Source organism: Thermomonas sp. (genome assembly GCF_029945965.1).
In the GTDB taxonomy this organism is placed as follows: domain Bacteria; phylum Pseudomonadota; class Gammaproteobacteria; order Xanthomonadales; family Xanthomonadaceae; genus Thermomonas.
On the sequence record NZ_JAQSDO010000015.1, the window covers coordinates 978,759 to 1,000,462 of the forward strand.

The 21,704-nt window shown below is 61.6% G+C and carries 18 protein-coding genes; 8 read left to right on the forward strand and 10 right to left on the reverse strand.

The features are described from left to right. Positions 1-26: 26 nt before the first annotated feature. Both dcd and apbC read right to left on the reverse strand, forming a co-directional pair. Positions 27-599 carry a dCTP deaminase gene (gene dcd / locus PSV05_RS10775; protein WP_300064965.1) on the reverse strand — a complete coding sequence of 191 codons (573 nt, stop codon included), beginning with the start codon at positions 597-599 and terminating at the stop codon, positions 27-29. 60 nt (positions 600-659) lie between these two features. Beyond that, complete coding sequence (apbC, locus tag PSV05_RS10780; protein WP_300064967.1) at positions 660-1,508, reverse strand: iron-sulfur cluster carrier protein ApbC; 849 nt, start codon at positions 1,506-1,508, stop codon at positions 660-662. 114 nt (positions 1,509-1,622) lie between these two features. Between apbC and PSV05_RS10785 the strand changes: the two genes are divergently transcribed. The 7 genes from PSV05_RS10785 to rnfB all read left to right on the forward strand — a co-directional run bounded on the left by PSV05_RS10785 (position 1,623) and on the right by rnfB (position 11,433). Then, on the forward strand, positions 1,623-3,653 hold the full coding sequence (locus PSV05_RS10785; protein ID WP_300064969.1) for a prolyl oligopeptidase family serine peptidase: 2,031 nt from the start codon (positions 1,623-1,625) through the stop codon (positions 3,651-3,653). Between the two features lie 162 nt (positions 3,654-3,815). Further along, on the forward strand, positions 3,816-6,767 hold the full coding sequence (locus PSV05_RS10790) for a TonB-dependent receptor (protein ID WP_300064971.1): 2,952 nt from the start codon (positions 3,816-3,818) through the stop codon (positions 6,765-6,767). Positions 6,768-6,919: 152 nt separating this feature from the next. Then, positions 6,920-7,651 carry a sel1 repeat family protein gene (locus PSV05_RS10795; protein WP_300064973.1) on the forward strand — a complete coding sequence of 244 codons (732 nt, stop codon included), beginning with the start codon at positions 6,920-6,922 and terminating at the stop codon, positions 7,649-7,651. A 165-nt stretch (positions 7,652-7,816) separates the two neighbouring features. Further along, positions 7,817-8,257 carry a DUF2147 domain-containing protein gene (locus PSV05_RS10800; RefSeq protein ID WP_300064974.1) on the forward strand — a complete coding sequence of 147 codons (441 nt, stop codon included), beginning with the start codon at positions 7,817-7,819 and terminating at the stop codon, positions 8,255-8,257. Positions 8,258-8,364: 107 nt separating this feature from the next. Further along, the gene (locus PSV05_RS10805) at positions 8,365-8,781 is read left to right on the forward strand and encodes a DUF2147 domain-containing protein (protein WP_300065484.1); all 417 of its coding nucleotides are present in this window, start codon (positions 8,365-8,367) and stop codon (positions 8,779-8,781) included. Positions 8,782-8,896: 115 nt separating this feature from the next. Beyond that, positions 8,897-11,008 carry a methionine--tRNA ligase gene (metG, locus tag PSV05_RS10810; RefSeq protein WP_300064975.1) on the forward strand — a complete coding sequence of 704 codons (2,112 nt, stop codon included), beginning with the start codon at positions 8,897-8,899 and terminating at the stop codon, positions 11,006-11,008. After that, positions 11,005-11,433: an Rnf electron transport complex subunit RnfB gene (rnfB, locus tag PSV05_RS10815; RefSeq protein ID WP_300064977.1), complete on the forward strand. Its 429-nt coding sequence runs from the start codon at positions 11,005-11,007 to the stop codon at positions 11,431-11,433. The genes metG and rnfB overlap by 4 nt, the downstream gene beginning before the upstream one ends. Positions 11,434-11,673: 240 nt before the next feature. On the opposite strand, the gene PSV05_RS10820 is transcribed toward rnfB, so the two are convergent. The 6 genes from PSV05_RS10820 to PSV05_RS10845 form a co-directional block, all read right to left on the reverse strand. Next, the gene (locus tag PSV05_RS10820; protein ID WP_300064979.1) at positions 11,674-12,708 is read right to left on the reverse strand and encodes a TraB/GumN family protein; all 1,035 of its coding nucleotides are present in this window, start codon (positions 12,706-12,708) and stop codon (positions 11,674-11,676) included. A gap of 41 nt (positions 12,709-12,749) precedes the next feature. Then, a complete protein-coding gene (locus PSV05_RS10825; RefSeq protein WP_300064981.1) occupies positions 12,750-13,703 on the reverse strand; it encodes a DUF1684 domain-containing protein in 954 nt (317 codons plus the stop codon). Beyond that, positions 13,682-15,466 carry a DNA mismatch repair endonuclease MutL gene (mutL, locus tag PSV05_RS10830; protein WP_300064983.1) on the reverse strand — a complete coding sequence of 595 codons (1,785 nt, stop codon included), beginning with the start codon at positions 15,464-15,466 and terminating at the stop codon, positions 13,682-13,684. The genes PSV05_RS10825 and mutL overlap by 22 nt, the downstream gene beginning before the upstream one ends. A 63-nt stretch (positions 15,467-15,529) precedes the next feature. Next, the gene (locus tag PSV05_RS10835; protein WP_300064985.1) at positions 15,530-17,020 is read right to left on the reverse strand and encodes an N-acetylmuramoyl-L-alanine amidase; all 1,491 of its coding nucleotides are present in this window, start codon (positions 17,018-17,020) and stop codon (positions 15,530-15,532) included. 108 nt (positions 17,021-17,128) lie between these two features. Beyond that, on the reverse strand, positions 17,129-17,584 hold the full coding sequence (gene tsaE / locus PSV05_RS10840) for a tRNA (adenosine(37)-N6)-threonylcarbamoyltransferase complex ATPase subunit type 1 TsaE (protein ID WP_300064987.1): 456 nt from the start codon (positions 17,582-17,584) through the stop codon (positions 17,129-17,131). A 4-nt stretch (positions 17,585-17,588) separates the two neighbouring features. After that, positions 17,589-19,085 carry an NAD(P)H-hydrate dehydratase gene (locus PSV05_RS10845; RefSeq protein ID WP_300064989.1) on the reverse strand — a complete coding sequence of 499 codons (1,497 nt, stop codon included), beginning with the start codon at positions 19,083-19,085 and terminating at the stop codon, positions 17,589-17,591. 12 nt (positions 19,086-19,097) lie between these two features. On the opposite strand from PSV05_RS10845, the gene queG reads away from it, so the two are divergent. Beyond that, the gene (gene queG, locus PSV05_RS10850) at positions 19,098-20,198 is read left to right on the forward strand and encodes a tRNA epoxyqueuosine(34) reductase QueG (protein ID WP_300064991.1); all 1,101 of its coding nucleotides are present in this window, start codon (positions 19,098-19,100) and stop codon (positions 20,196-20,198) included. Between the two features lie 161 nt (positions 20,199-20,359). Here the strand turns inward: queG and panD are convergent, their stop codons facing one another. Both panD and panC read right to left on the reverse strand, forming a co-directional pair. After that, complete coding sequence (panD, locus tag PSV05_RS10855) at positions 20,360-20,740, reverse strand: aspartate 1-decarboxylase (RefSeq protein WP_300064993.1); 381 nt, start codon at positions 20,738-20,740, stop codon at positions 20,360-20,362. 105 nt (positions 20,741-20,845) lie between these two features. Beyond that, positions 20,846-21,694: a pantoate--beta-alanine ligase gene (panC, locus tag PSV05_RS10860; RefSeq protein ID WP_300064995.1), complete on the reverse strand. Its 849-nt coding sequence runs from the start codon at positions 21,692-21,694 to the stop codon at positions 20,846-20,848. Positions 21,695-21,704: the final 10 nt, after the last annotated feature.

Consider the following 21,704-nt stretch of genomic DNA (forward strand, 5'->3'; position numbering starts at 1 on the left):
GAGTCAACGTGGGATGACGGCAGCACTCAAGTCTTGGGCAGGGTGACTCCGGTCTGTCCCTGGTATTTGCCACCGCGGTCCTTGTACGAGGTCTCGCAGATGTCATCGGCATCGGCCTGGAAGAACAGCATCTGCGCCACGCCTTCGTTGGCGTAGATGCGTGCCGGCAGCGGCGTGGTATTGGAAAACTCAAGGGTCACGTGGCCTTCCCACTCCGGTTCCAGCGGGGTCACGTTGACGATGATCCCGCAGCGCGCGTAGGTGCTCTTGCCCAGGCACACCACCAAAGTATCGCGCGGGATGCGGAAGTATTCGACCGTACGTGCAAGTGCGAAGGAATTCGGCGGGATGATGCATTCGTCCGCTTCGATATCCACGAAGCTTTTCGGGTCGAAGCGCTTGGGATCGACAATCGTCGAATTGATGTTGGTAAACACCTTGAATTCGCGCGAGCAGCGCACGTCGTAGCCGTAGCTCGAGGTGCCGTAGCTGACGATGCGCTGGCCGGCTGATTGCTTGACCTGGCCGGGCTCGAACGGTTCGATCATGCCCTGCTGCTCGGCCATGCGGAGGATCCAGCGGTCGCTCTTGATGCTCATCGTGGGTTCGTCTTGTGGCGTTGCGAAGCGGGTGATTCTAACGGCCTTGTGTGCCGGCGATCAGCCACCCAGCAGCGAGGCCATGATCGAGCTGCGCACTTTCGGCCTCTTGTCGAGCGCCGCCAGCAACGCCTTGGCGGTCTCTCGATAAGCCTTCGCAGCACTGGAATCCGGTTGCGCGACGACAATCGGCACCCCGCCATCGCCGTGTTCGCGGATGCCGATTTCCAGCGGCAGCGAACCCAGCACCGGCACGTCATATTGGATCGACATCTTTTGCGCACCGCCCTGGCCGAAGATGTGCTCGGCATGCCCGCAGTTCGTGCACACATGCACGGCCATGTTTTCGACCAGCCCCAGCGTGGCGATGCCGAGCTTTTCGAACATCTTCAGCGCCTTGCGCGCATCCAGTGTGGCGATGTCCTGCGGCGTGGTCACGATCACCGCCCCGGCGACCGGAATCTTCTGCGCCATGGTCAGCTGGATGTCGCCGGTACCCGGCGGCAGGTCGACCACCAGCACGTCCAGGTCGCCCCAGCAGGTTTCATTGAGCAACTGGGTCAGCGCCGAAGTGGCCATCGGTCCGCGCCATATCATCGGCGTGTCCTGGTCGACCAGCAGGCCGATCGACATCGCCTCGATCCCGTGCGCGCGCATCGGCTCGATAGTCTTGCCATCCGGGCTGTCAGGCCGGCCAGACAGGCCGAGCATCATCGGAACACTGGGACCATAGACATCTGCATCCAGAACACCAACCGCCAGTCCTTCGGCAGCCAATGCCAATGCCAGGTTGACCGCGGTGGTGGACTTGCCCACCCCGCCCTTGCCCGAACCCACGGCGATGATGTTGCGGACGTTGGCGAGGGGCTTGAGTTCGCCCTGGACGGCGTGCGGGGATAAACGGGGCATCAATGGTTCCTGACCAGCGGGCCAAACGGCAGGCGATGATTTTAACGGACTTCCGCGCATGACCAGCTGATACGCTTGGAACATTCATCAGGCTATCAATGGGGAGTGCCGGGAATGTCGTTCATTACCACTATGAAGTTGAGCTTGCTCGCAACGGGCCTGCTGCTCTGCAGCCATCCTGCGCAAGCAGGTGATCCGATTTCAATCGAGACGCTGGCGCGGGTTCCTGCAATCCAGTCGGTGTCCATGAGTACAGATGGCAAGAACGTGGTCGCGATCGTCGAAGCACCGGGGTCGAACCACCAGGACACCGCACTGGCCGTCTGGGACCTGGACAACCTGGACGCTGGTTCCAAGATCACGCCATCCGGTGACCGCATGAAGTTCATCGCTGCCAATGCGATGAAGGCGGACCGCGTCCTGGTCATCGGCCGACAGGAATGGACCGGGCAACTGGGCAGCTGTGGCGAGGGCAAGACCACGGGCGCCACCAAGACCTTCGTGACCAAGACCTACCTGACGGATACTTCGCAGAAGAAGTTTGACGAAGCATTCGCCAGCAAGACCCGAAAGACCGGGATGAGCGAGGACATGCAGCGCTGCCTGGAGATCGCCGGGACGTCGTCGCTGATCAGCACGCTGCCGCTTGACCCGGATAACGTGATCATCACCCAGCTAAGCGGGATGACACTGAGCGGCGACTACTACCTCTACAACCTGCGGACTGGCAAGACCAAGCTCCTGTTAAAGGCGGGAGGGCGGACCAGTCCCGGTCTGTTCGATCCGCGCACCGGCGATGTGCTGACCAAAACCGAGATGGAGCCGATCAGCTCTGGCGAGTACGAGCAGCGCGTGCTGATCAAGAATCCGCAGACCGGGGAATTCGAAGTCCACGACAACCTGACCCGCAAGATCAGCGAGCGATACACCGTCGATATCGTGGGTCGTGACGAGAAAACCGGAAAATTCTATGTGTTGACGGACTTGTTCTCGGATCAGGTCCAAGCGTGGATGTACGACCCGACCACCCGCAAGTTCGAGGACGAACCACTCATCGCGCACCCAAAGTTTTCGATCGGTAGCATCATCCTCGGAATCCAGCCGGGGAACTTCAACCGCATCCTGGGATACACGGTCGATGGGCCGCAACGGGAGGTGACATATGTCGACCCGGACATGCACGCCATCCAGGCCATGCTGCAAAAGGCATTCCCAGGGCAAATGATTGCCCTGAACAACTACAACGATGGCCTGTCGCGCGTGCTCTTTACGGCCCAGAGCGCACAAAATCCACCGAGTTACCACGTCCTGCTCGACCGCAAGCGCATCGTGACCCTCGGCAGCCAGCGGCCAGGTATCGATCCGAAACAAATAGGTGAGCAACGTTGGGTCGAATATCCAGCACGCGATGGCCTCACCATTCCAGCGCTACTGGACCTGCCGGCCGACTGGAAGCAAGGCAGCGCCCCGCTGCCGCTGATCATCCATCCGCATGGCGGACCGTGGGCACGCGACTACGGCGGATGGGACGTGTCGGGCTGGGTGCCCTTCATGACCTCGCGCGGTTACGCGGTATTGCGCCCGCAGTACCGTGGGTCAACGGACCTGGGCCGCAAATTGTGGATTGCAGGCGATGCCGAGTGGGGCCAGAAAATGCAGGATGACGATGACGACGCGGCCGCATGGGCGGTGAAGCAGGGCATCGCCGATCCGAAGCGACTGGCTATTTTCGGCTATTCCTATGGCGGCTTCTCCGCTGCTGCAGCCGTAGTGAGACCCAACAGCCCCTATCAGTGCGCAATTGCAGGCGCACCCGTGACCGACCTGGGCAATATCGACCGAAGCTGGAGTGATAACCGCCTCCAGCGCATCCTGCAGGGCAATACGGTGAAGGGAATGGATCCCATGCTCAACACCGACAAGGCAAACATCCCGGTCTTGCTGTTTGTGGGTGATCGCGATGTACGCGTGCCCTCCTTCCACGCCAAGGGCTTCTATGACGCTGTGCGCGGCAAGGTCAATGCCAAGTTCGCGTTGATCCCGGACATGCCCCACAGCATGCCTTGGTACACCTCGCACCAGGTCCAGACGCTCGGATTGATGGAATCATTCCTGAAAAACGACTGCGGAGATGGCGGCCTCTGATAGGCACCACCTATCGACGCCTCATGCAGATCGGGCATTACCGGAAGGTTGCAGGTTCATTACATCGCAAATACACTGGGTTAACAATTTGTCAACAAGTTTGTCAACAATTGTCCGAAGGGGGCTTCGGACAATCATCCAGCAAGGGGAAAGGGGAAAATGATGAGGAATACCGCAAAGAGCCTGAAGCTCCGCAAGCTTCCGTTGTTCGTCGCCTTGGCAAGCTGCCTGTATGGTAGCGTCGGAATGGCTCAGCAAGCGCCTGCGCCTGCACAGGATCAGGCTGCTGAACAGGCCAAGAAGGATGAGGCCAAGAAAGCCGAACCCAAGACCCTTGAGAAAATCACGGTCACCGGCTCGCTGCTGAAACGCCTGGAATACGACACGACGTCGCCGGTACAGGTCATCAGCGCGGACGTCAGCGCGGACGTCGGCCAGATCAATACCGCCGAATTCCTGCAAAAATCCAGCGTGGCCGCGGGCTCTACCCAGATCAGCAACCAGTTCGCTGGCTTCGTGGTGGAAGGCGGTACCGGTGTGCAGACAATCAATCTTCGCGGCCTCGGCGCCCAGCGCACCGCCGTCCTGCTCAATGGCCAGCGTCCCGGCCCCGCCGGCACCCGCGGCCAGGTGCTTGCATTCGACCTGAACGTGATCCCGCAAGCGATCCTGCAACGTGCCGAGATCGTGAAGGATGGCTCGTCCTCCATCTATGGGTCCGATGCGATCGCCGGCGTGGTCAATCTGATCACCCGCAAGAACTTCGATGGCCTTGAGTTCAGCTTCAATGGCCGCGGAACCCAGCATGGCGGGGCCGAGACAGTCAGCTTTTCGCTGGCAAACGGCTGGAACTTCAGCAATGGCAACATAGCCGCTGCCGCGGAATACTACATCCAGGAGCCGTTGCGCATACGTGACCGCGACTTCCTGAAATGCCCGCAGGACTTGGCGTTCGATGCCAGCGGCAACCGGATTGATCGCCAGGATCGCTCGATCACCGCAGGCACGCCACTGACCGGCTGCACCAGCGGCAACCTGTATGCGAATACCGTGTTCGACGCATTGACCGGCCGTCGCTACATTCCTTCGCCTGATGGCACAACAATTGGCCTGATCCCGGGTTACCGTCCACGCACCAACGCCGGCTATGGGCCTGGCAACACTGGACAGGCCTTTTACGAAGACGTGCTGAACTTCGACTTCTATGGTGAGCAGCAGATCGTTGATCGTCAGGAGCGTTTCAGCGTGTTTGCGACGTCCGATTTCAGATTCGGCGACGTGAACTGGACCAATGAGGTCCTGTTCAATCGGCGTGGCACTGATACCCATCGCTGGCGCCAGTTCTTCCCCGTGGTTGGTGGCGCGACGTCACCGTACGCAGCTTATCGCTATGCGAATGATCCGACCTACGTTGCCAAGGTGCCGTCAGGTGTCGCACAGCCGGTGATGCCGTTCCCGTCTGACTCGAAGACCCGTGTTAATTACTACTACCTGCATACCGGACTCGACGGGCTGATTGGCAAGACCGACACCTGGTCCTGGGCTACCAACCTGTCCTACACGCGTTCGGATGGCGACTACAGCGTCCTGTCGATCCTGGCCTCGAAGTCTGGCGACGTGACCTACAGCCCCAACGCGCCGACCGTGGACTATTTCAGCCCCTGCGTGCTGAGTGGCAAATGCATGAGTGAGCTGGTCTCGGCCGTCAGCCAGTGGCATACCGGCAACACCATTTACGACCAGATTCTCTTCAACGCTACGGCGACCGGCGAATTGTTCAACGTGCCGGCAGGTGCCGTGGGTGCCGCGTTCGGCGTCGAATATCGCAACTTCGGCATCAACGACCAACCCAGCGACGTGGAGCGCAACGGCGACCTGTGGGGCCAGAGTTCCGCGAAAGTCACCAAGGGCCGCGATCACGTGAAGGAAATCTTCACCGAAATCGAAGTGCCGCTACTGAAGGGGTTACCCGCGATCGAGGCGTTGACAGCCAACTTCTCTGCACGCGCGTTCGACTATGGCTCGGTCAGCAAGTCGGACTATGTCTGGAAGACCGGCCTCAGCTGGCAAGTGATCCCGTCGGTGCGCCTGCGTGCCACCAAGGGCACGTCCTACCGTGCGCCTGGTCTGTACGAGCTCTACCTCGGCAACCTGTCGAGCTTCACCAGCCAGCTGAGCATCGACCCCTGCATCGATTGGGGCACAAGCACCAACGATTTCATCCGCGCCAATTGCGGGGCCGCAGGCATTCCGTCTAATTACGTGGGCAATCCATCCTCTGCCAAGGTGTTCCAAGGCGGCGGCGCCGGCTTCCTGAAGCCGGAGACGTCCAACGCCTTTACCGCTGGCATCGTGCTGACGCCGACGGTATGGCCGTTCAGCGTGGCGCTGGACTACTTCGACTATGAGGTTCGCGACCAGATCACCAACCTCGGTGCCACCTCGATCTTGAGAGGCTGCTATGGCGCCCAGGTCTACCCGAACAGCTTCTGCAGCATGCTCAAACGCAATCCGTCGACCGATCCGACCGCGCCGAACAAGATCGAAGAGGTTTACGCGACCTACGTCAACATCAACAAACAAAAGGTCCGTGGTTACGACTTGCTAGCCCGCTTCGACAAGGACTATTCGTTCGGCAAGCTGGAAGTCGAAGGCCAGGTCACCTACACGATGGAGGACTTCGAGCAATTGTTCAGCACCACGTCCGCCAGTGGGTTCAGTAATTCGGATCGAAATGGTCAGATCGGCCGCCCGAAGCTGGTCGGCAACCTGCGGACGTTGCTCAAGCGTGGTGACTGGAACTACACCTGGTACATGGACTACGTGGACGCGACCAAGGCGTTGACGTTGTCGCCGACCTACCCCACCGGCTATTCAGGGTGGATCGGCGCGCAGCGTGACATCGTTGCTGAGTCCCGCCTGTACCACACGGTTTCGGTGCGCTACAACCAGCCGAAATGGTCGGTGCTGTTCGGCATCCAGAACCTGCTCGACTCGAAGCCGCCCTACGTGTCCAGCGGCGTCGCAACCCGCTACGGCAACGTGCCGGCGTTCGCTACCCAGTACGATCTGATGGGCCGTTCGTTCTTTACCCGCCTGAATTTCAAATTCTAGAGTCCCATTGAGGTGCGTGACCAAGGGCCCGGCGCAAGCCGGGCTCTTTTTTTTTCGCCCTGACTTCCGGCTCTCATGTCGGCTCGCTTCGCAGCCTATCCTGTTACTTCCTGTCACCTTTCACGCGGTAGATCCTGATGCGAATTTCACGAATGACCTGGTTGCTCCCCAGCTTGGCGTTGTTGCTCGGCCTGCCTGCGCATGCGGCGGCCCAGGCACAAGCAGATCCGAGCAGTGATGACACCATGCTTGCCTCCGGATTTCTTGACGGTCACCCGGACTTGCTGTTCCGATCGCAAGGACTCAGTGCCTATGGCGAACGCGATTTCGGCAAGGCCATTGAGCGCTTCCGCAAGGCCGCCTATTACGGCGACAAGGCATCCCAGGCCATCATTGGGGAGATGTCGTGGTCGGGTGTCGGCGTTGAACGCGACCGGGTGATGGCGCTGGTCTGGATGGATCTGGCCGCTGAACGCGGATATCCACGCTTCGTGAATACCCGCAATGGTTACTGGAATGCATTGAGCCCGGCCGAACGCCAGCGGGCTCGTGATCGCGTCGACGACATCTATGCGGAGTACGGAGACGCCGCTACTGAGCCGCGCCTCGCAAAAGAGCTGCGACGGGGACGCTCCAAGATGACGGGAAGCCGGGTCGGCTCGCTTTCCAGCAATATGCAGATCATCGTTCCAGGCCACGGCAGCATTGATGGCTCCAAGTTCTTCGATCCGAAATACTGGGATCCCAAGCTATATCGCGCCTGGCACGACAACTTCTGGGAAAACCTCCGGGATGGAACAGTGACTGTCGGAGAACCGGAAAAACTGGATGACAGCACCCCATCACAACCGAAGCCATCACAAAAACAAGACACGCCGCGCTGACTTTCTTCGTCCGGTGCCTGACGCCGCCCGGCTGAATCCTTGCTGATCCATATGCAGGTTCAAGCCGAACACATCGCAGTCGAGTGTTCCATACCACTGCGAATGGGGTATAAAACAGGTGTCGGGTGCCATCGCGCCCCATCATTCCCTGGGAGAGCACAGCACATGCGCAAGATCATCCTCACCGTCGCGCTCGCGTCGATCGCGTCGATCACATTCTCGGCCTCGGCACAGGACCACAATTCGCCGATCGGCAAATGGAAAACTCTGGATGACAAAACCGGCAAGGCCATGACCGTCACCGAGGTCTATGCGGCCAAGAACGGCACGCTTGCGGCCAAGATCGTGGAGAACCTGGGCCTTCCGGCCACCTGCGACGAGTGCAGCGGCGCCAACAAGGGCAAGTCCTTCGTTGGCATCGTCACCGTCTGGAACATGAAGGCCGACAAGGATGGCACCTGGGGCGGCGGCAGTGGCTACAAGCCGTCTGAGGACATGAACTTCACCGCGAGGTCGATGAAGCTGGTCGACGGCGGCAACAAGCTCGAGCTCAAGGGCTGCAAGGCGTTCTTCTGCCGCACCGCCACCTGGGTACGCGCGGACTGAACCTGTCGATGTGACTTCATCAGTATGAAACCGCGAAACGGCCCGCCTGCGGGCCGTTTCCATGTCTGGACGAGGAACTGACGATGCGTACGATTACATTTTTCGCAATGCTGGCCTTGCTTGCGCTGCCGATGTTGCCCGCGCATGCGCAACAGGCGGCGACTGGCCGCTGGACGACGATTGATGATGCGACCGGCAAGCCGAAGTCGGTGGTCGAGATCTACCAGGCGCGCGATGGGAGCTTTGCCGGCCGCGTGACCGAGGTCCTCGATACCAAGCATGGCCCGGATCCAAACTGCATCAAGTGCAGCGGCAGCAACAAGGACAAGCCGATCAAGGGCATGGTGATCCTGTGGGGACTCAAGCCCGACGGCGCCGGGCATTGGAGTGGAGGCCGGGTGCTGGACCCGGACAACGGCAAGACCTACAAGTCCAAACTTGAACTGCTGGATGGCGGCCGCAAGTTGGGGATGTCCGGTTGCATCGCGTTCTTCTGCCGGCAGCAGGTGTGGATCCGGCAATAAGCCGCAACGACGCGCACCTTGCAACATCCTGAAACCCCGGCAGCCGGGGTTTCGCATTCCGGGCCTCATTCGCCTGCATGCGATAATCGCCGACCGCTTCGCACCGATACCCACGATGTCCCGCAACGCACTCGTCACCAATGCCCTGCCCTACGCCAACGGTCCGCTGCACCTTGGCCACCTGGTGGGCTACATCCAGGCCGACGTCTGGGTGCGCGCGCGGCGCATGGCCGGCGATACGGTGCATTTCGTCTGCGCGGACGACACCCATGGGACCCCGATCATGCTGGCCGCTGAAAAGGCCGGGGTCACGCCGGAAGCCTTCATTGCCGATATCCAGGCCAGCCACGAACGCGACTTCGCTGACTTCGGCGTTGCCTTCGATCACTACGACTCGACCAACTCGCCGCGCAACCGCGTGATGACCGAATCGATCTACACGGCGCTGGAAGCAGGCGGCCACATCGGACAACGCTCGGTGCAACAGTTCTACGATCCGGCAAGGGGCATGTTCCTGCCCGATCGCTACGTCAAGGGTATCTGTCCGAATTGCGGCACACCCGACCAGTACGGCGACAACTGCGAACATTGCGGCGCGACCTACGCGCCCACCGAACTCAAGGAACCGAAGTCGGTGGTGTCCGGCGCGACACCCGAACTCCGCGATTCCGAACATTTCTTTTTCGAAGTGGGCCAGTTCCAGGATTTCCTACGCCAGTGGCTTGAAAACGATGTCGCGGTGCCTGGCGTCAAAGCCAAACTGCGCGAGTGGCTGGATGCCGAAGGCGGCCTGCGCGCGTGGGATATCTCACGTGACGCGCCATATTTCGGCTTCCAGATTCCCGGCCAGCCCGGCAAGTTCTTCTACGTCTGGCTGGACGCACCGATCGGTTACCTGTCCAGTTTCCAGGCCCTGTGCGAAGCACGCGGGATCGACTTCGACGCCTACCTGCGTCAGGACAGCGACACCGAACTGCATCACTTCCTCGGCAAGGACATCGTCAATTTCCACGGCCTGTTCTGGCCTGCGGTGTTGAACGGCGCCGGCATGCGCGCGCCGACCCGGCTGCACGTCAACGGTTACCTGACCGTGGACGGCGCCAAGATGAGCAAGTCGCGCGGCACCTTCGTGATGGCGCGGACATATCTCGATGCCGGCCTCGCGCCGGAAGCGCTGCGCTATTACTTCGCCACCAAGACCTCAGGCGGCGTCGATGACCTCGACCTCAACCTGGGCGACTTCGTGGCGCGGGTTAATAGCGACGTGGTCGGCAAGTTCGTGAACATCGCAAGTCGCTGCGCGAAATTGCTGGAAACTCATTTCGAAAATACGCTTTGGGCTGCGCCCTCCGGTACCAGCGAAGCCGAGGAACTCGGTGACATCTGGAAACAGCGCGTCGCCTTGCTCGGTAGTGTTGCTGCCCACACGCACAATCTGGCTGTCGAGTTGTATGCGGAGGACAACGCGGCGGCAGTCGCGCGCAATGCAATGACGGCTGCAGATCAGGTCAACGAATACATTGCGCAAACCGCTCCCTGGGCGTTAGCAAAGGATGCGACTCGTAGAACCGAGTTACACGTCGTCCTGAGTACCGCCATGCAGGCATTTGCCGACATCGCCGGCGTGCTGAAGCCGATCCTGCCCGCGACAGCCACCAAAGTAGAGCATTACCTTGGTACGGAATTGACGCTAGAAAAGGGTGTCGAACTCGAGGGGCGAACGCTGGCACAAAACTACACGCCCCTGTTCACCCGCATTGACCCGAAGCATATCGAAGCCATGATCGACGCCAGCAAGGACACACTCACGCCCGCCCCCGCCCCCGCCGCGCCAGCTGTCACCGTGAGCAAACCAAAGACGTCTGCACCTGCAGAGGCAAGCAAGCAAACGGGTGAATTCATCGGCATCGACGATTTCGCCAAGCTCGACCTGCGCATCGGCAAGGTGCTCGAATGCGGCTTCGTCGAAGGTTCGGACAAGCTGCTGCGGTTCCTGCTGGATGCCGGCGAGCTTGGGCAGCGGCAGATCTTCTCCGGCACTCGAGCCAGTTACGCCGAGCCGGACACACTCATTGGCCGCAACGTGGTGTTCATCGCCAACCTGGCGCCGCGCAAGATGCGCTTCGGCATCAGCGAAGGCATGATCCTGTCGGCGGGTTTCGATGGCGGCGGACTGTCGCTGCTGGACGCTGATACCGGCGCGCAGCCGGGTATGCCGGTGAAGTGAGCGCACGCGCGCCGCTGGGATCATCCGAACTGGTCGAACGCCTCGACCGCATCCTGCCGCAGACCCAGTGCGGTCAATGCGGCTATGGCGGCTGCCGCCCGTACGCCCAGGCAATAGCTGCCGGCGAAGCGGGGATCGACCATTGCCCGCCTGGTGGCGATGCCGGTGCACGCGCACTCGCACATGTGCTGGGCTTGCAGGCGAAGCCCTACGACCGAAGTCGCGGCGAACAGCAGCCAGCATTGGTCGCGATGATCGTCGAAGCCGACTGTATTGGGTGTACCAAATGCATCCAGGCCTGCCCGGTGGACGCGATCATCGGCGCCAGCAAGCACATGCACGTGGTAATCGAATCGCTATGCACCGGCTGCGCGCTGTGCGTGACGCCCTGCCCGGTGGATTGCATCGTGATGGTGCCTCTCTAACGCCTCTCCCTGCGTGCAGGGGGAGGTTTGGATGGGCTCGCTTTGCCGGTATCAAAACACCATCAACGACATTATTGAGTCGCAGGTTCGACGGCGAGAGCGTCGGGGTGAACGGGGAATTCGAGCGGCGCAGCCGCGAGCCCGAGAACGCCCGTCGGCATGCAAGCCGACGGGCCGGGAAATAGCGGCATTTCGAGCCGCGGAGCGAATTATCCGACGCTAGGCGGCGTCGCAGTTTGCTCAGGGCTTTCTACCCGACTTAGCGACTTCACAGGTATCGCAGATGCGCTCGACCTTATAGCCCTTCGCACGCAGTTTTTCGACGAGGCCGTCCTTGCCCAGCAAGTGCAGGCTACCGACCACGACCAACGTGTCGTCATGCTTGGAACCGGTCAGGCGCTGCTCGATCAATGGCACCCAGATATTGTTGCGATCCACATCCAGCAGCTTGTAGGAGATTGGCGTTTTCTTGGCCATGTCGACGCGCATCCCGCTATCGAGTTTGGCAACATCGCCAGCACGCCACCAGGCATGCATGTCCGTTATCTGCTTTGCTGCTTTCATCGGATCATCGAGGAATTCGTCCAGGCCCTCTGCCTGCTCGTCATACGGCACCGAATCCATCGCCTTCAGCTGTGCATCCACGGTTTCCAGCCCGGCAGTGGGCTTGCCGGCCTTCGCAGCGCGTTCCATCAGGTTCCGGTCCAGTCCCAATTCCGCCTTGAAACCCATGGTCTGGGTCACCGCTAGAATCATGCCAAGGCTGACCGCCCAGGGTTCGCTCTGCTCCATCGCCTGCACCGAGCCGCCACTCGCGGCCATCACCTTGTCCAGCTTCTCCAGCGTGGGCTTGGGCAGCACCGTACTGAGCGACTTGCCCGGCGCGTACGCCATGTACTTGCGCGCAGCGGCCATCGTGTCCGGGGAATTCATTTCGCGCGGATCAATCTCGAACAACAGCGATTCGGCATCGTCGAACGCACGAACAACTTCGGCCGGCAACGGATAATCGTCGGCCTTGAGCAGATGGAACGAACCCAACAGGTACACGCTGTTGTCGGCATCGGACACCTTCCATAGTAAGGGCCGCTGAATGGATGCGGGAGCCGATGCAGGAGTCGAGACCGACGTTGATGCCGGCTTTGCGGTGGCAGCAGGCTTGGCTTGTCCAGGCTTGGCTTGTCCAGGCTTGGCTTGCCCCGCATTGGCCATCGGCATGGTGAACGACACGGCGAGCATGACGGCCAGGGCAAGCGGGAGGCGACGGATGTTCAAAGGCAGATCCTCGTTCGATATGGGCGTGATGCCTGCTCGCCTCAGTGCGTGGATTTCGCGTAGGCCTTCTCGCCGGCTTCGATTGCCAGGTCAAGCCGGTTTTCCGGCGGCGGCAGCGGACATGTCGCGAAAGGCGTGAACGCACATGGCGGGTTGTAGCCCTGGTTGAAGTCAATCACCACATTGCCCTGCGCATCCGGCATCGGCGCATCGATGAAACGGCCCGCACCATAGCTGCCGTGGCCACTGGTCCGGTCCGCGAACACCAGGAACAGGGTGCCCTCGCCTTCGTCCAGCGCTTCAAGCCGGAACGTCTTGCCTGCATACTGGAACTCCAGCACGCCGGGATTGGCCATCTCGTCGATGCTGCCAATGATATTGGCGACCGGCATGGTCTTGCCTGCAGCATTCGGGATGAAATGGGCCTTGACCTGCCAGTCCCGGCCACCCGGCCAATAGTCCAGTCCGACGAAATGCAGGCGGGTGTCGGCATCGGCATGTTTCACCCGCAGCCGATAGCCGCCGGCGCGCACGATGACCGTCGCCACGCCCTTGCCATCGTCGAAACTGATCCGACTTGGGCCATCCGGCTTGGTGTCGTCGCGCAGGCTGACGCTGCCCTGCACCGGCGCATCGTCGACTTTCACATCGACACCGCGCTCGGGCACAAAGCTCAATGCGTCCTTTTTCACGGTAAGTACGCCCAGGTGCGCCGGCCCCATCGCCAGGCGAATGCCGTTGTCCTCGGCGCTGCCCAGGCGATGCGCACCCGGGTCCAATAAATGCAGGCCGATCAGGCTGGCCCAGCCATCTGGTTTGGTCAACTTGGCCAGGCGCTCGGCGCGCCAATCCTGTTGTTGTTTCACGAACGCTGCCTTCGCCATCGTGTCATCGACCGCCTTGGTGGGTGGTGGGCTTTTCTGGCAGGCCGCGCACAACAGTGCGATCGCCAGCACTGTCACCGTTTGTTTCATCATCGTCCGCGCAGGAACCATCGATCCATCTCCGCCAGGTTGAAACGCGTCCAGGTTGGACGGCCGTGGTTGCATTGCCCCGAGCGTTCGGTGGCTTCCATCTCACGCAGCAATGCATTCATTTCGTGGAGCGTCAGGCGCCGGTTGGCGCGCACGGCGCCATGGCAGGCCATCGTCGATAGCAATTCGTCGCGGGTTTCCTCGATGCGGCGCGTGCTGCCATGTTCGCGCAGGTCGGCGAGCACGTCGCGCAACAAGGCTTCCACGTCGCCCTGCGCAAGCAACGCCGGCACGCTGCGCATCAGCAAGGATTGCGGGCCACTGCGTGCGACCTCGAAACCCAGCTTGGCCAAGGTATCGGCCTCGCGTTCGGCTATATCGGCCTCGCGTTCGGACACAGACATGCTGGCTGGCACCAATAACGGCTGCGTGCGAAGGCCGGCGCCATCGTGCGCAGTCTTGAGTTTTTCGTAGCCGATGCGTTCGTGCGCGGCATGCATGTCAACCACGATCATGCCGTCGACGTTTTCGGCCAATATGTAGATGCCATGCAACTGCGCAATCGCAAAACCGAGTGGCGGCATGCCCTGTTCGTCATCCGCCGGCATCGACACGAAGGACTCTGAAACTTCATTCATAGCACTATCGGCATACAGCGCGGCATAGGCGGCTGACGCGTCACCCACCTGCAATCCAATGCCAGCTTGTCGCGGCGGCGGCATCGTCCAGCCGATCGATGCAGGATGCGAGACATCATGGTGCGGCATGCTGCCGGCGCGGGTCTCTGCCAATGCCTCGTGCAGGGTGCGATAAACGAAGTCATGCACCAGCCGCGATTCGCGGAAACGCACTTCATGCTTGGCCGGATGCACGTTGACATCCACGCCGCGCGGGTCGAGTTCGAGGAACAACACATAGGCCGGATGCCGGCCATGGAACAGCACGTCGGAAAACGCCTGGCGCACCGCATGCGCGACATTCCGATCACGCACCGCACGACCGTTCACGTACAGGTATTGCTGGTCGGTGCTGGCGCGGTTGTAGGCCGGCTGCGCGATCCAGCCGTGCAGGCGCAGGCCGGCACCGCTGTGGTCCACACGCAATGCGTTACGCGCGAAGTCCTGACCGAGCGCCTCGTGCAGGCGCACATCGCTCAGGAGATCGCCTTCTCCCTTCCAGCGTCGCGACGGCTTGCCGTTGTGCGACACCCGCAGCTCGACATCGGGCCGCGCCAATGCCAGCGAGCGCAGCCATTCCTCGATATGCGACAGCTCGGTGCGCTCGGCGCGCAGGAACTTGCGCCGCGCTGGCACGTTGTAGAACAAGTCGCGCACTTCGACCGTGGTTCCCGATGGATGCGATTGCGGCATCACCTGACCGATGCGGCCGCCATCGACTTGCAGCATCGCGCCGTGTTCGGCGCCGTTATGGCGCGAGATCAGCGAAAAACGGCTCACCGATGCAACCGAGGGCAAGGCCTCGCCGCGAAACCCCAGCGTGGCCACGGCTTCCAGGTCCTCGATGCTGGCGATCTTGCTGGTCGCATGCCGGGTTACCGCCAGCGGCAATTCGTCCGCAGGAATGCCGCCACCGTCGTCGCGGATGCGGATCAGGCGCACGCCGCCTTCCTCCAGGTCGATGTCGATCCGGCGCGCACCGGCATCAAGCGCGTTCTCGACCAGTTCCTTGACCACGGAGGCAGGACGTTCAACAACCTCGCCAGCAGCGATCTGGTTGATGAGTGTGTCTGGCAGTTGACGAATGCTGTGTTGGCGGATGCTCACTCAGTGAGTTTACCGCGGGAGTCTCGCGCAGCAGTTCTCTCCAAGAAATTCAGCGTCCAGCTTTCAGGGACTGCCGCCCGCTGCCGCGGTTGCAGACTGCGATACCTGCGCGCGCGCTGCGTACAGCGTGCCCGGCGGCGGTTGCCGGGAGAAATAATCGTCCACGCCATCCAGGATGGCCGCGGCCAGCGTGCGCTGGAAGCCGGGATCGGTCAGCCGTTTTTCTTCGTCCGGATTGGAGATGAATGCGGTTTCCACCAACATCGCCGGCATCTTGTCGGAGGTGCGCAACACCGCGAAATTGGCGCGCTCGATGTCCGGCTTGTGGTTGTTGCCGACTCGCTTCAGCCCGCTGAGCACATGATCGGCGGCGTCTTCAGACGCTTTCATATTGCCACTCTGGGTCAGGTCCAGAAGCACCGAAGTCAAGGTGTTGCCGGCCGTGCGTATGCGCTCGCCACCGATCACATCGGCCGCGTTTTCCTTGTCGGCCAGCCAGCGCGCACGCTGCGACGATGCCCCGCGGGTGGACAGCACATAGACCGAGGAACCACGCGCGGAACGGTTTTCGGCCGCATCTGCATGGATCGACAGGAAGATATCGGCCTTGTTGGCGCTGGCCCGGCGCGCGCGCTGCGGCAGCGGGATGAATTCGTCGGTATCGCGGGTCAAATAAGCCTTGAGACCAGGCGTGGCATTGACCTGGCGCGCCAGTTCACGGGCTATTGCCAAGGTCACGTCCTTCTCGCGCGAACCGTTCTTGCCGTGGGCGCCAGGATCCTGGCCGCCGTGGCCGGCATCAATGGCCACCACCAGCGGGCGCATCCCGGCCTGCATGGTGCGCCGAACGATTGGCGCCGGTTCGTTTTCGATCGTTTGCGGAGCAACTGCGTCGTTAACAGGCTGTCCGGTCGCGATGCGGGTGGGAATACCGGTTGCAACCACACCCGGCATCGACGTTGCGGTCGGCAACGTGCTGCTGGCGGCTACCTTGTCTGTTGCAGCCGCATCGGCCACAACAGCGGCAGTCACCGGCGTGTCAGCAGCCTTGCGTGCGATCTCGGCAATTGGATCAAGCGGGCTCTTTGCAGGTTGGTTCGTCGCAGGCCGAGTCGTTGCAGACTGCACTGGCAATGCCGTGTGGGCTACGTCATCACCCGGCCACTCGAGCACCAGCCGTGGGCCTTCGGCAGACTGCTCGATGCGCGGCTTGAGTGGACTTACATTGCTGGCCAGGTCGAACACGATGCGCACGGTGCCAGGCTGCGGCTGGCCGCTGCGCACGCCCTTCACCACGCCTGCTGCTTGCGGCATCGTCAGGTTTTGGCTGATCCGGCTGTCCGGGAAATCCAACACCAGGCGGTCGGGGTTGCGCAGGTCGATCAGCTTGTACTGGCCTTCGCGGTCCAGCAGCAGCTCGGCGCGGGTGCCTGTGGCACCGGCATTCACACGCAAGCCCTTGATTTCAGAGGCATCCGCAAGGTTCCAGCACAACGCACCAATCAGTGCGGCGCTGAGTAGTACCTGTTGCAGGTTGAGCTCCTTCACGCGCATGTGACGGAGTTAAGCACTTGTTACAAGTATTGGCAAGCACTTTTCCCTTAATAATCCGTGACCTGCCGTACTTTCCTATTCAGGTCTTGCAACAACATTCCGCAAACCTCACTTCTGAGTGAGTGCTGCCACCCATGCCTCGCCGACGGGGCTTGCAGGTCGTAGCCGGCAGCGCCGGCCCATGCCTTCGACTTCAAGCTCAATCCTGAGCTCCGGATGCGGCAGCGCACCCTGCCCGCGCTCCGGCCATTCGACCAGCCACAGTCGGATCTCGCCGGCATCCAGGCCCAGGAATTCCAGCTCGCCGGGATCGCCAATCCGATACAGGTCCAAGTGCAAGGCCATTCCGCCGGCCGGCAGCGGATATTGCTCGACCAGGGTGTACGTCGGGCTGCGGATGGTGCCGGTAACGCCGAGCGCGCGCAGCAATGCGCGCGCCAGCGTGGACTTGCCGGCACCGAGGTCGCCGTGCAGTTCCACCACCGCTTGCGCCGGGAGGTGTTGGGCCAGGCGCGCACCAAGTTCGGCGGTGGCATCGGCATCGGGGAGGAACAGATCGTGCATGTGCTTATCGTCGCACCGGGTTAGCCAGCCGACGCAGCCACGGCAGCAGATCGCTGGGCAGCAGGCCGCGTTCACCGTCCTCGCGCGATGCCGCATCACCTGCGCTTGCATGCAGCAAGGGACCTGCGATCACCGCATCACGTGGCGACAGTCCTTGCGCCAGCATTGCCGCTATGCAGCCGGTCAGCAGGTCGCCCATGCCGCCGACCGCCATCCCCGGATTGCCCGCAGCGATCACCACGGGCCGTGCGTCTGGTGAGGCGATGATCGTGCCCGCACCCTTGAGAACGACCTGCGCGCCGAAGCGTTCGCATAGCAACTTCGCAGCAGCAAACCGGTCGCGCTGGATCTCGCTGGTGTCACAACCCAGCAGGCGTGCGGCTTCGCCCGGATGCGGTGTCAACACATCGCAGGGACGCAGCATGCGTGGTGCCTGCGCGATCAGGTTCAACGCATCGGCATCCACCACGCGCGGCTTGTTACTGGCCATGACCGCATCGAACAAGCCACGACCCCACTCGGTTTGGCCGAGCCCCGGCCCGATCGCGACCACATCCGCACGACCAAACAATGCATGCAGGTCCGCTCCCGATGCAACCGCATGCGCCATGACCTCGGGACGATGCGACAGCAGCGCCGACACATGTTCGCTACGCGTGGCCACGCTGACCAGACCCGCGCCACAGCGCAATGCGGCTTCGGCGGCCAGCAACACCGCGCCACCGCCACCGTGGTCGCCACCGATGCACAGCACATGACCATTGCGGCCCTTGTGGGTATTGCGCGCACGCAGCGGCAGCATGGCCTGCAGTGCATCAACCGTGCAGGTTTGCGCGCTGGCTTCGACACCAACGAACAGTGAAGCGGGCAAATCGAGCGTGGCCAGTTCCAGTTCACCGACATGCTCGAGCGCGTCGCCCGTGTAAAGCCCGCGATGTGCGGCGATGAACTGCAACGTGCGCAGCGCATTGATCGCTGCACCCGCTGTGTAGCCGGTATTGGCATCGACGCCACTTGGCACATCCAGCGCAAGTACGGGTGTTGGCTGCGCATTGATCGCATCGATCAATGGCGATGTGGCAGCATCCGGTGCACGCGACAGACCGATGCCGAACAATGCATCCACGACCAGGTCGGCATCCGCCAACGCGGCTTGCACATCAAGGAATTCGACGATGCGGCCACCGCTGGTGATGTACTCGTCGCACGCCTGCTTGGCCAGTGGTGTCGCCGGTGCATGTCCGAACAAGCGCAGGACGCGCACATCGCACCCTGATTCATGGGCATGGCGGGCCAGCACATAGCCATCGCCGCCATTGTTGCCCGGTCCACACGCCACCACGATCCGCCGGGCTTGCGGCCAGTGCGCGAGCACGCAACGCCATGCCGCCTCGCCTGCACGGGCCATCAATGCGAAGCCATCGTCATCGCATCGTTCGATGCCGCGTGCTTCCAGCAAGCGCAGGGCATCGATGTCGTACAGGGTGGTGGTCGGTGACATGTAGAGATTCTAATGGGCGCAGGCCATCGGGCGCGCTCCTATACTTCACGGGTGGACACGCCCCTGCCCGACTACACCGCCCTCGCAGCCCGCATCCGCACGCTGGCGCAGGCCGCCGGGTTCCAGCGCGTCGGCATTTCCGGGGTGGAACTGGCCAGCGACGAAGCCCATCTCAACGACTGGCTGGCGCAAGGCCTGCATGGTTCGATGGAGTGGATGGCCCGGCATGGCGACAAGCGTGCACGTCCGGCCGAATTGGTGCCGCAGACACTGCGGGTAATCTCGGTCGGCCTGGATTACGGTCAGGATCCCGACGCCGCATGGGCCAACCTGGCCGACGGCGAACGTGCCTATGTCGCGCGCTATGCACTCGGTCGCGACTACCACAAGCTGATGCGCCAACGTCTGCAGAAGCTTGCCGACGCGGTGGCGGATGAAATCGGCCTGTTCGGGCATCGGGTATTCGTGGATTCCGCGCCGGTGCTGGAACGCGCGCTGGCGCGCAACGCGGGGCTGGGCTGGATCGGCAAGCACACCTGCCTGATCGATAGCGATGGCGGCAGTTGGTTCTTCCTCGGCGAAATCTTCATCGACCTGCCATTGCCGATCGATCCGCCCGCATCCGCACATTGCGGCACCTGCACGCGCTGCATCGACATCTGCCCGACCCAGGCCATCACTGCACCCTATCGACTGGATGCGCGCCGCTGCATTTCCTATCTCACCATCGAGCACGAAGGCAGCATCGACGAGGAACTGCGTCCGCTGATCGGCAACCGCATCTTCGGCTGCGACGACTGTCAACTGATCTGCCCGTGGAACAAGTTCGCCAAACGTACCGACGAACCGGATTTCCGCTCACGCAACAACCTGGATCAGGCGAGCCTCACCGAATTATTCGGGTGGGACGAGGACGAATTCCTGCAACGTACCGAAGGCTCGGCGATCCGCCGCAGCGGGCACGAGCGCTGGTTGCGCAATATCGCGGTGGCCCTGGGCAATGCACCCCGCAGCGAAGCGGTGATCACTGCATTGCAGTCGCGCCGCGAGCATCCGTCACCCGTCGTCCGCGAACATGTGCAATGGGCGCTAGAACGTCACGGGATCAAGTAATTGAAGGCGAGGTCGGCTGGTCCCGGCTTACTCCGGGACCTTCGGCGGCATGGGAAAAATGGGGTCAGAGTGAATTTCCTGCCGACGAATTCAATTCGTTCTGGCAACGCGATCAGGAAACTTCACTCTGACCCCATTTTTCAAGTCGACCCCACGTCCGCTCAAGCCGCCTGTTTGGGCATCGAATGGTTGGTATGGGTCAGCCGGTTGTCACGATCCACGTACACCAGCGTCGGCTTGTAAGTGGCGGCTTCGGCTTCATCGCAATGCCCGTAGGCACAGATGATGACCAGGTCGCCAGGCTGCGCCTGGTGCGCGGCGGCGCCATTGACCGAGATCACCCCGCTGCCTTCCTCGCCACGGATCACGTAGGTCGAAAAGCGCTTGCCGTTGTTGACGTTGTAGATGTCGATGCGCTCGTACTGGCGGATGCCGGAGATATCCAGCAGGCGACCGTCGATCGCGCACGAACCTTCGTAATGCAGCTCGGCATGGGTCACGGTGGCGCGGTGGATCTTGGCTTTGAGCAGGGTCAGTTGCATCGGTGGCTCCAGCAGGCGGCCCGGGTTTGCACCCGTCAGCGGCTAGTATAAATGCGATATTCCGCACTGCAACATCGCAGGACATAAGTTAAACCCGGGTCAAATTCAGGCATCGAACTCGAGGTTGTCGATCAGCCGTGTCGTCCCCAGCCGCGCAGCAACCAACGCGACCAGCGCACCACCCTCGCCGTCCATGGGCTCACTGAGATCCGGGCGCCGCAGTACGGCGTAATCCGGCACGAAGCCAGCAGTGCGCAAGAATTGATCCGCGATCGCCTCAATTCCCTCGCGCGGCATTCCCGCATGCCAGGCATCGCGCATCGCCTGCAGCAAGCGATGGATGGTTGGCGCGATGGCACGATTTTCTGCACTCAAGTACTGGTTGCGTGAACTCATCGCCAGACCGTCCGCTTCACGCAGGGTGTCGCCAGCCATGATTTCGATCGGGAATGCGAGGTCACGGACCAGGTAACGGATCACCGCCAACTGCTGATAGTCCTTGCAGCCAAACACTGCGACGTCCGCCTGCACCTGGTTGAACAAGCGCGTGACCACGGTCGCCACGCCATCGAAATGACCAGGCCTGGACGCACCATCCAGCGTATCGGTGATGCCGGGCACGTGCATCTGCACCGCATGATCGGCGCCATATGGATACATTGCCCCGACCGACGGCAGCCACAGCACATTGCAACCTGCAGCCTGCAGGCCTTCTGCATCGGCATCAGGTGTGCGCGGATAGCAGCCGAAGTCTTCGTTTGGGCCAAACTGGGTCGGGTTGACGAACACGCTGGCGACGACTTTGTCGGTATGCCTGCGCGCCAGTTCGATCAATGAAAAATGACCTGCGTGCAAGTTGCCCATGGTCGGCACGAAACCGACGCGCAAGCCATCGCGTTTCCACGCGACGATGCGGGCCCGTAAGGCATCCAGTTGGTCGACAACTTCAATCATCAAGATTCAA

Excerpts from the sequence above, each read along its gene's own strand:
- dcd (WP_300064965.1), bottom strand. The coding sequence starts at position 599 with ATGAGCATCAAGAGCGACCGCTGGATCCTCCGCATGGCCGAGCAGCAG.
- apbC (WP_300064967.1), bottom strand. The coding sequence starts at position 1,508 with ATGCCCCGTTTATCCCCGCACGCCGTCCAGGGCGAACTCAAGCCCCTC.
- PSV05_RS10785 (WP_300064969.1), top strand. The coding sequence starts at position 1,623 with ATGTCGTTCATTACCACTATGAAGTTGAGCTTGCTCGCAACGGGCCTG.
- PSV05_RS10790 (WP_300064971.1), top strand. The coding sequence starts at position 3,816 with ATGAGGAATACCGCAAAGAGCCTGAAGCTCCGCAAGCTTCCGTTGTTC.
- PSV05_RS10795 (WP_300064973.1), top strand. The coding sequence starts at position 6,920 with ATGACCTGGTTGCTCCCCAGCTTGGCGTTGTTGCTCGGCCTGCCTGCG.
- PSV05_RS10800 (WP_300064974.1), top strand. The coding sequence starts at position 7,817 with ATGCGCAAGATCATCCTCACCGTCGCGCTCGCGTCGATCGCGTCGATC.
- PSV05_RS10805 (WP_300065484.1), top strand. The coding sequence starts at position 8,365 with ATGCTGGCCTTGCTTGCGCTGCCGATGTTGCCCGCGCATGCGCAACAG.
- metG (WP_300064975.1), top strand. The coding sequence starts at position 8,897 with ATGTCCCGCAACGCACTCGTCACCAATGCCCTGCCCTACGCCAACGGT.
- PSV05_RS10825 (WP_300064981.1), bottom strand. The coding sequence starts at position 13,703 with ATGGTTCCTGCGCGGACGATGATGAAACAAACGGTGACAGTGCTGGCG.
- PSV05_RS10835 (WP_300064985.1), bottom strand. The coding sequence starts at position 17,020 with ATGCGCGTGAAGGAGCTCAACCTGCAACAGGTACTACTCAGCGCCGCA.
- tsaE (WP_300064987.1), bottom strand. The coding sequence starts at position 17,584 with ATGCACGATCTGTTCCTCCCCGATGCCGATGCCACCGCCGAACTTGGT.
- PSV05_RS10845 (WP_300064989.1), bottom strand. The coding sequence starts at position 19,085 with ATGTCACCGACCACCACCCTGTACGACATCGATGCCCTGCGCTTGCTG.
- queG (WP_300064991.1), top strand. The coding sequence starts at position 19,098 with ATGGGCGCAGGCCATCGGGCGCGCTCCTATACTTCACGGGTGGACACG.
- panD (WP_300064993.1), bottom strand. The coding sequence starts at position 20,740 with ATGCAACTGACCCTGCTCAAAGCCAAGATCCACCGCGCCACCGTGACC.
- panC (WP_300064995.1), bottom strand. The coding sequence starts at position 21,694 with ATGATTGAAGTTGTCGACCAACTGGATGCCTTACGGGCCCGCATCGTC.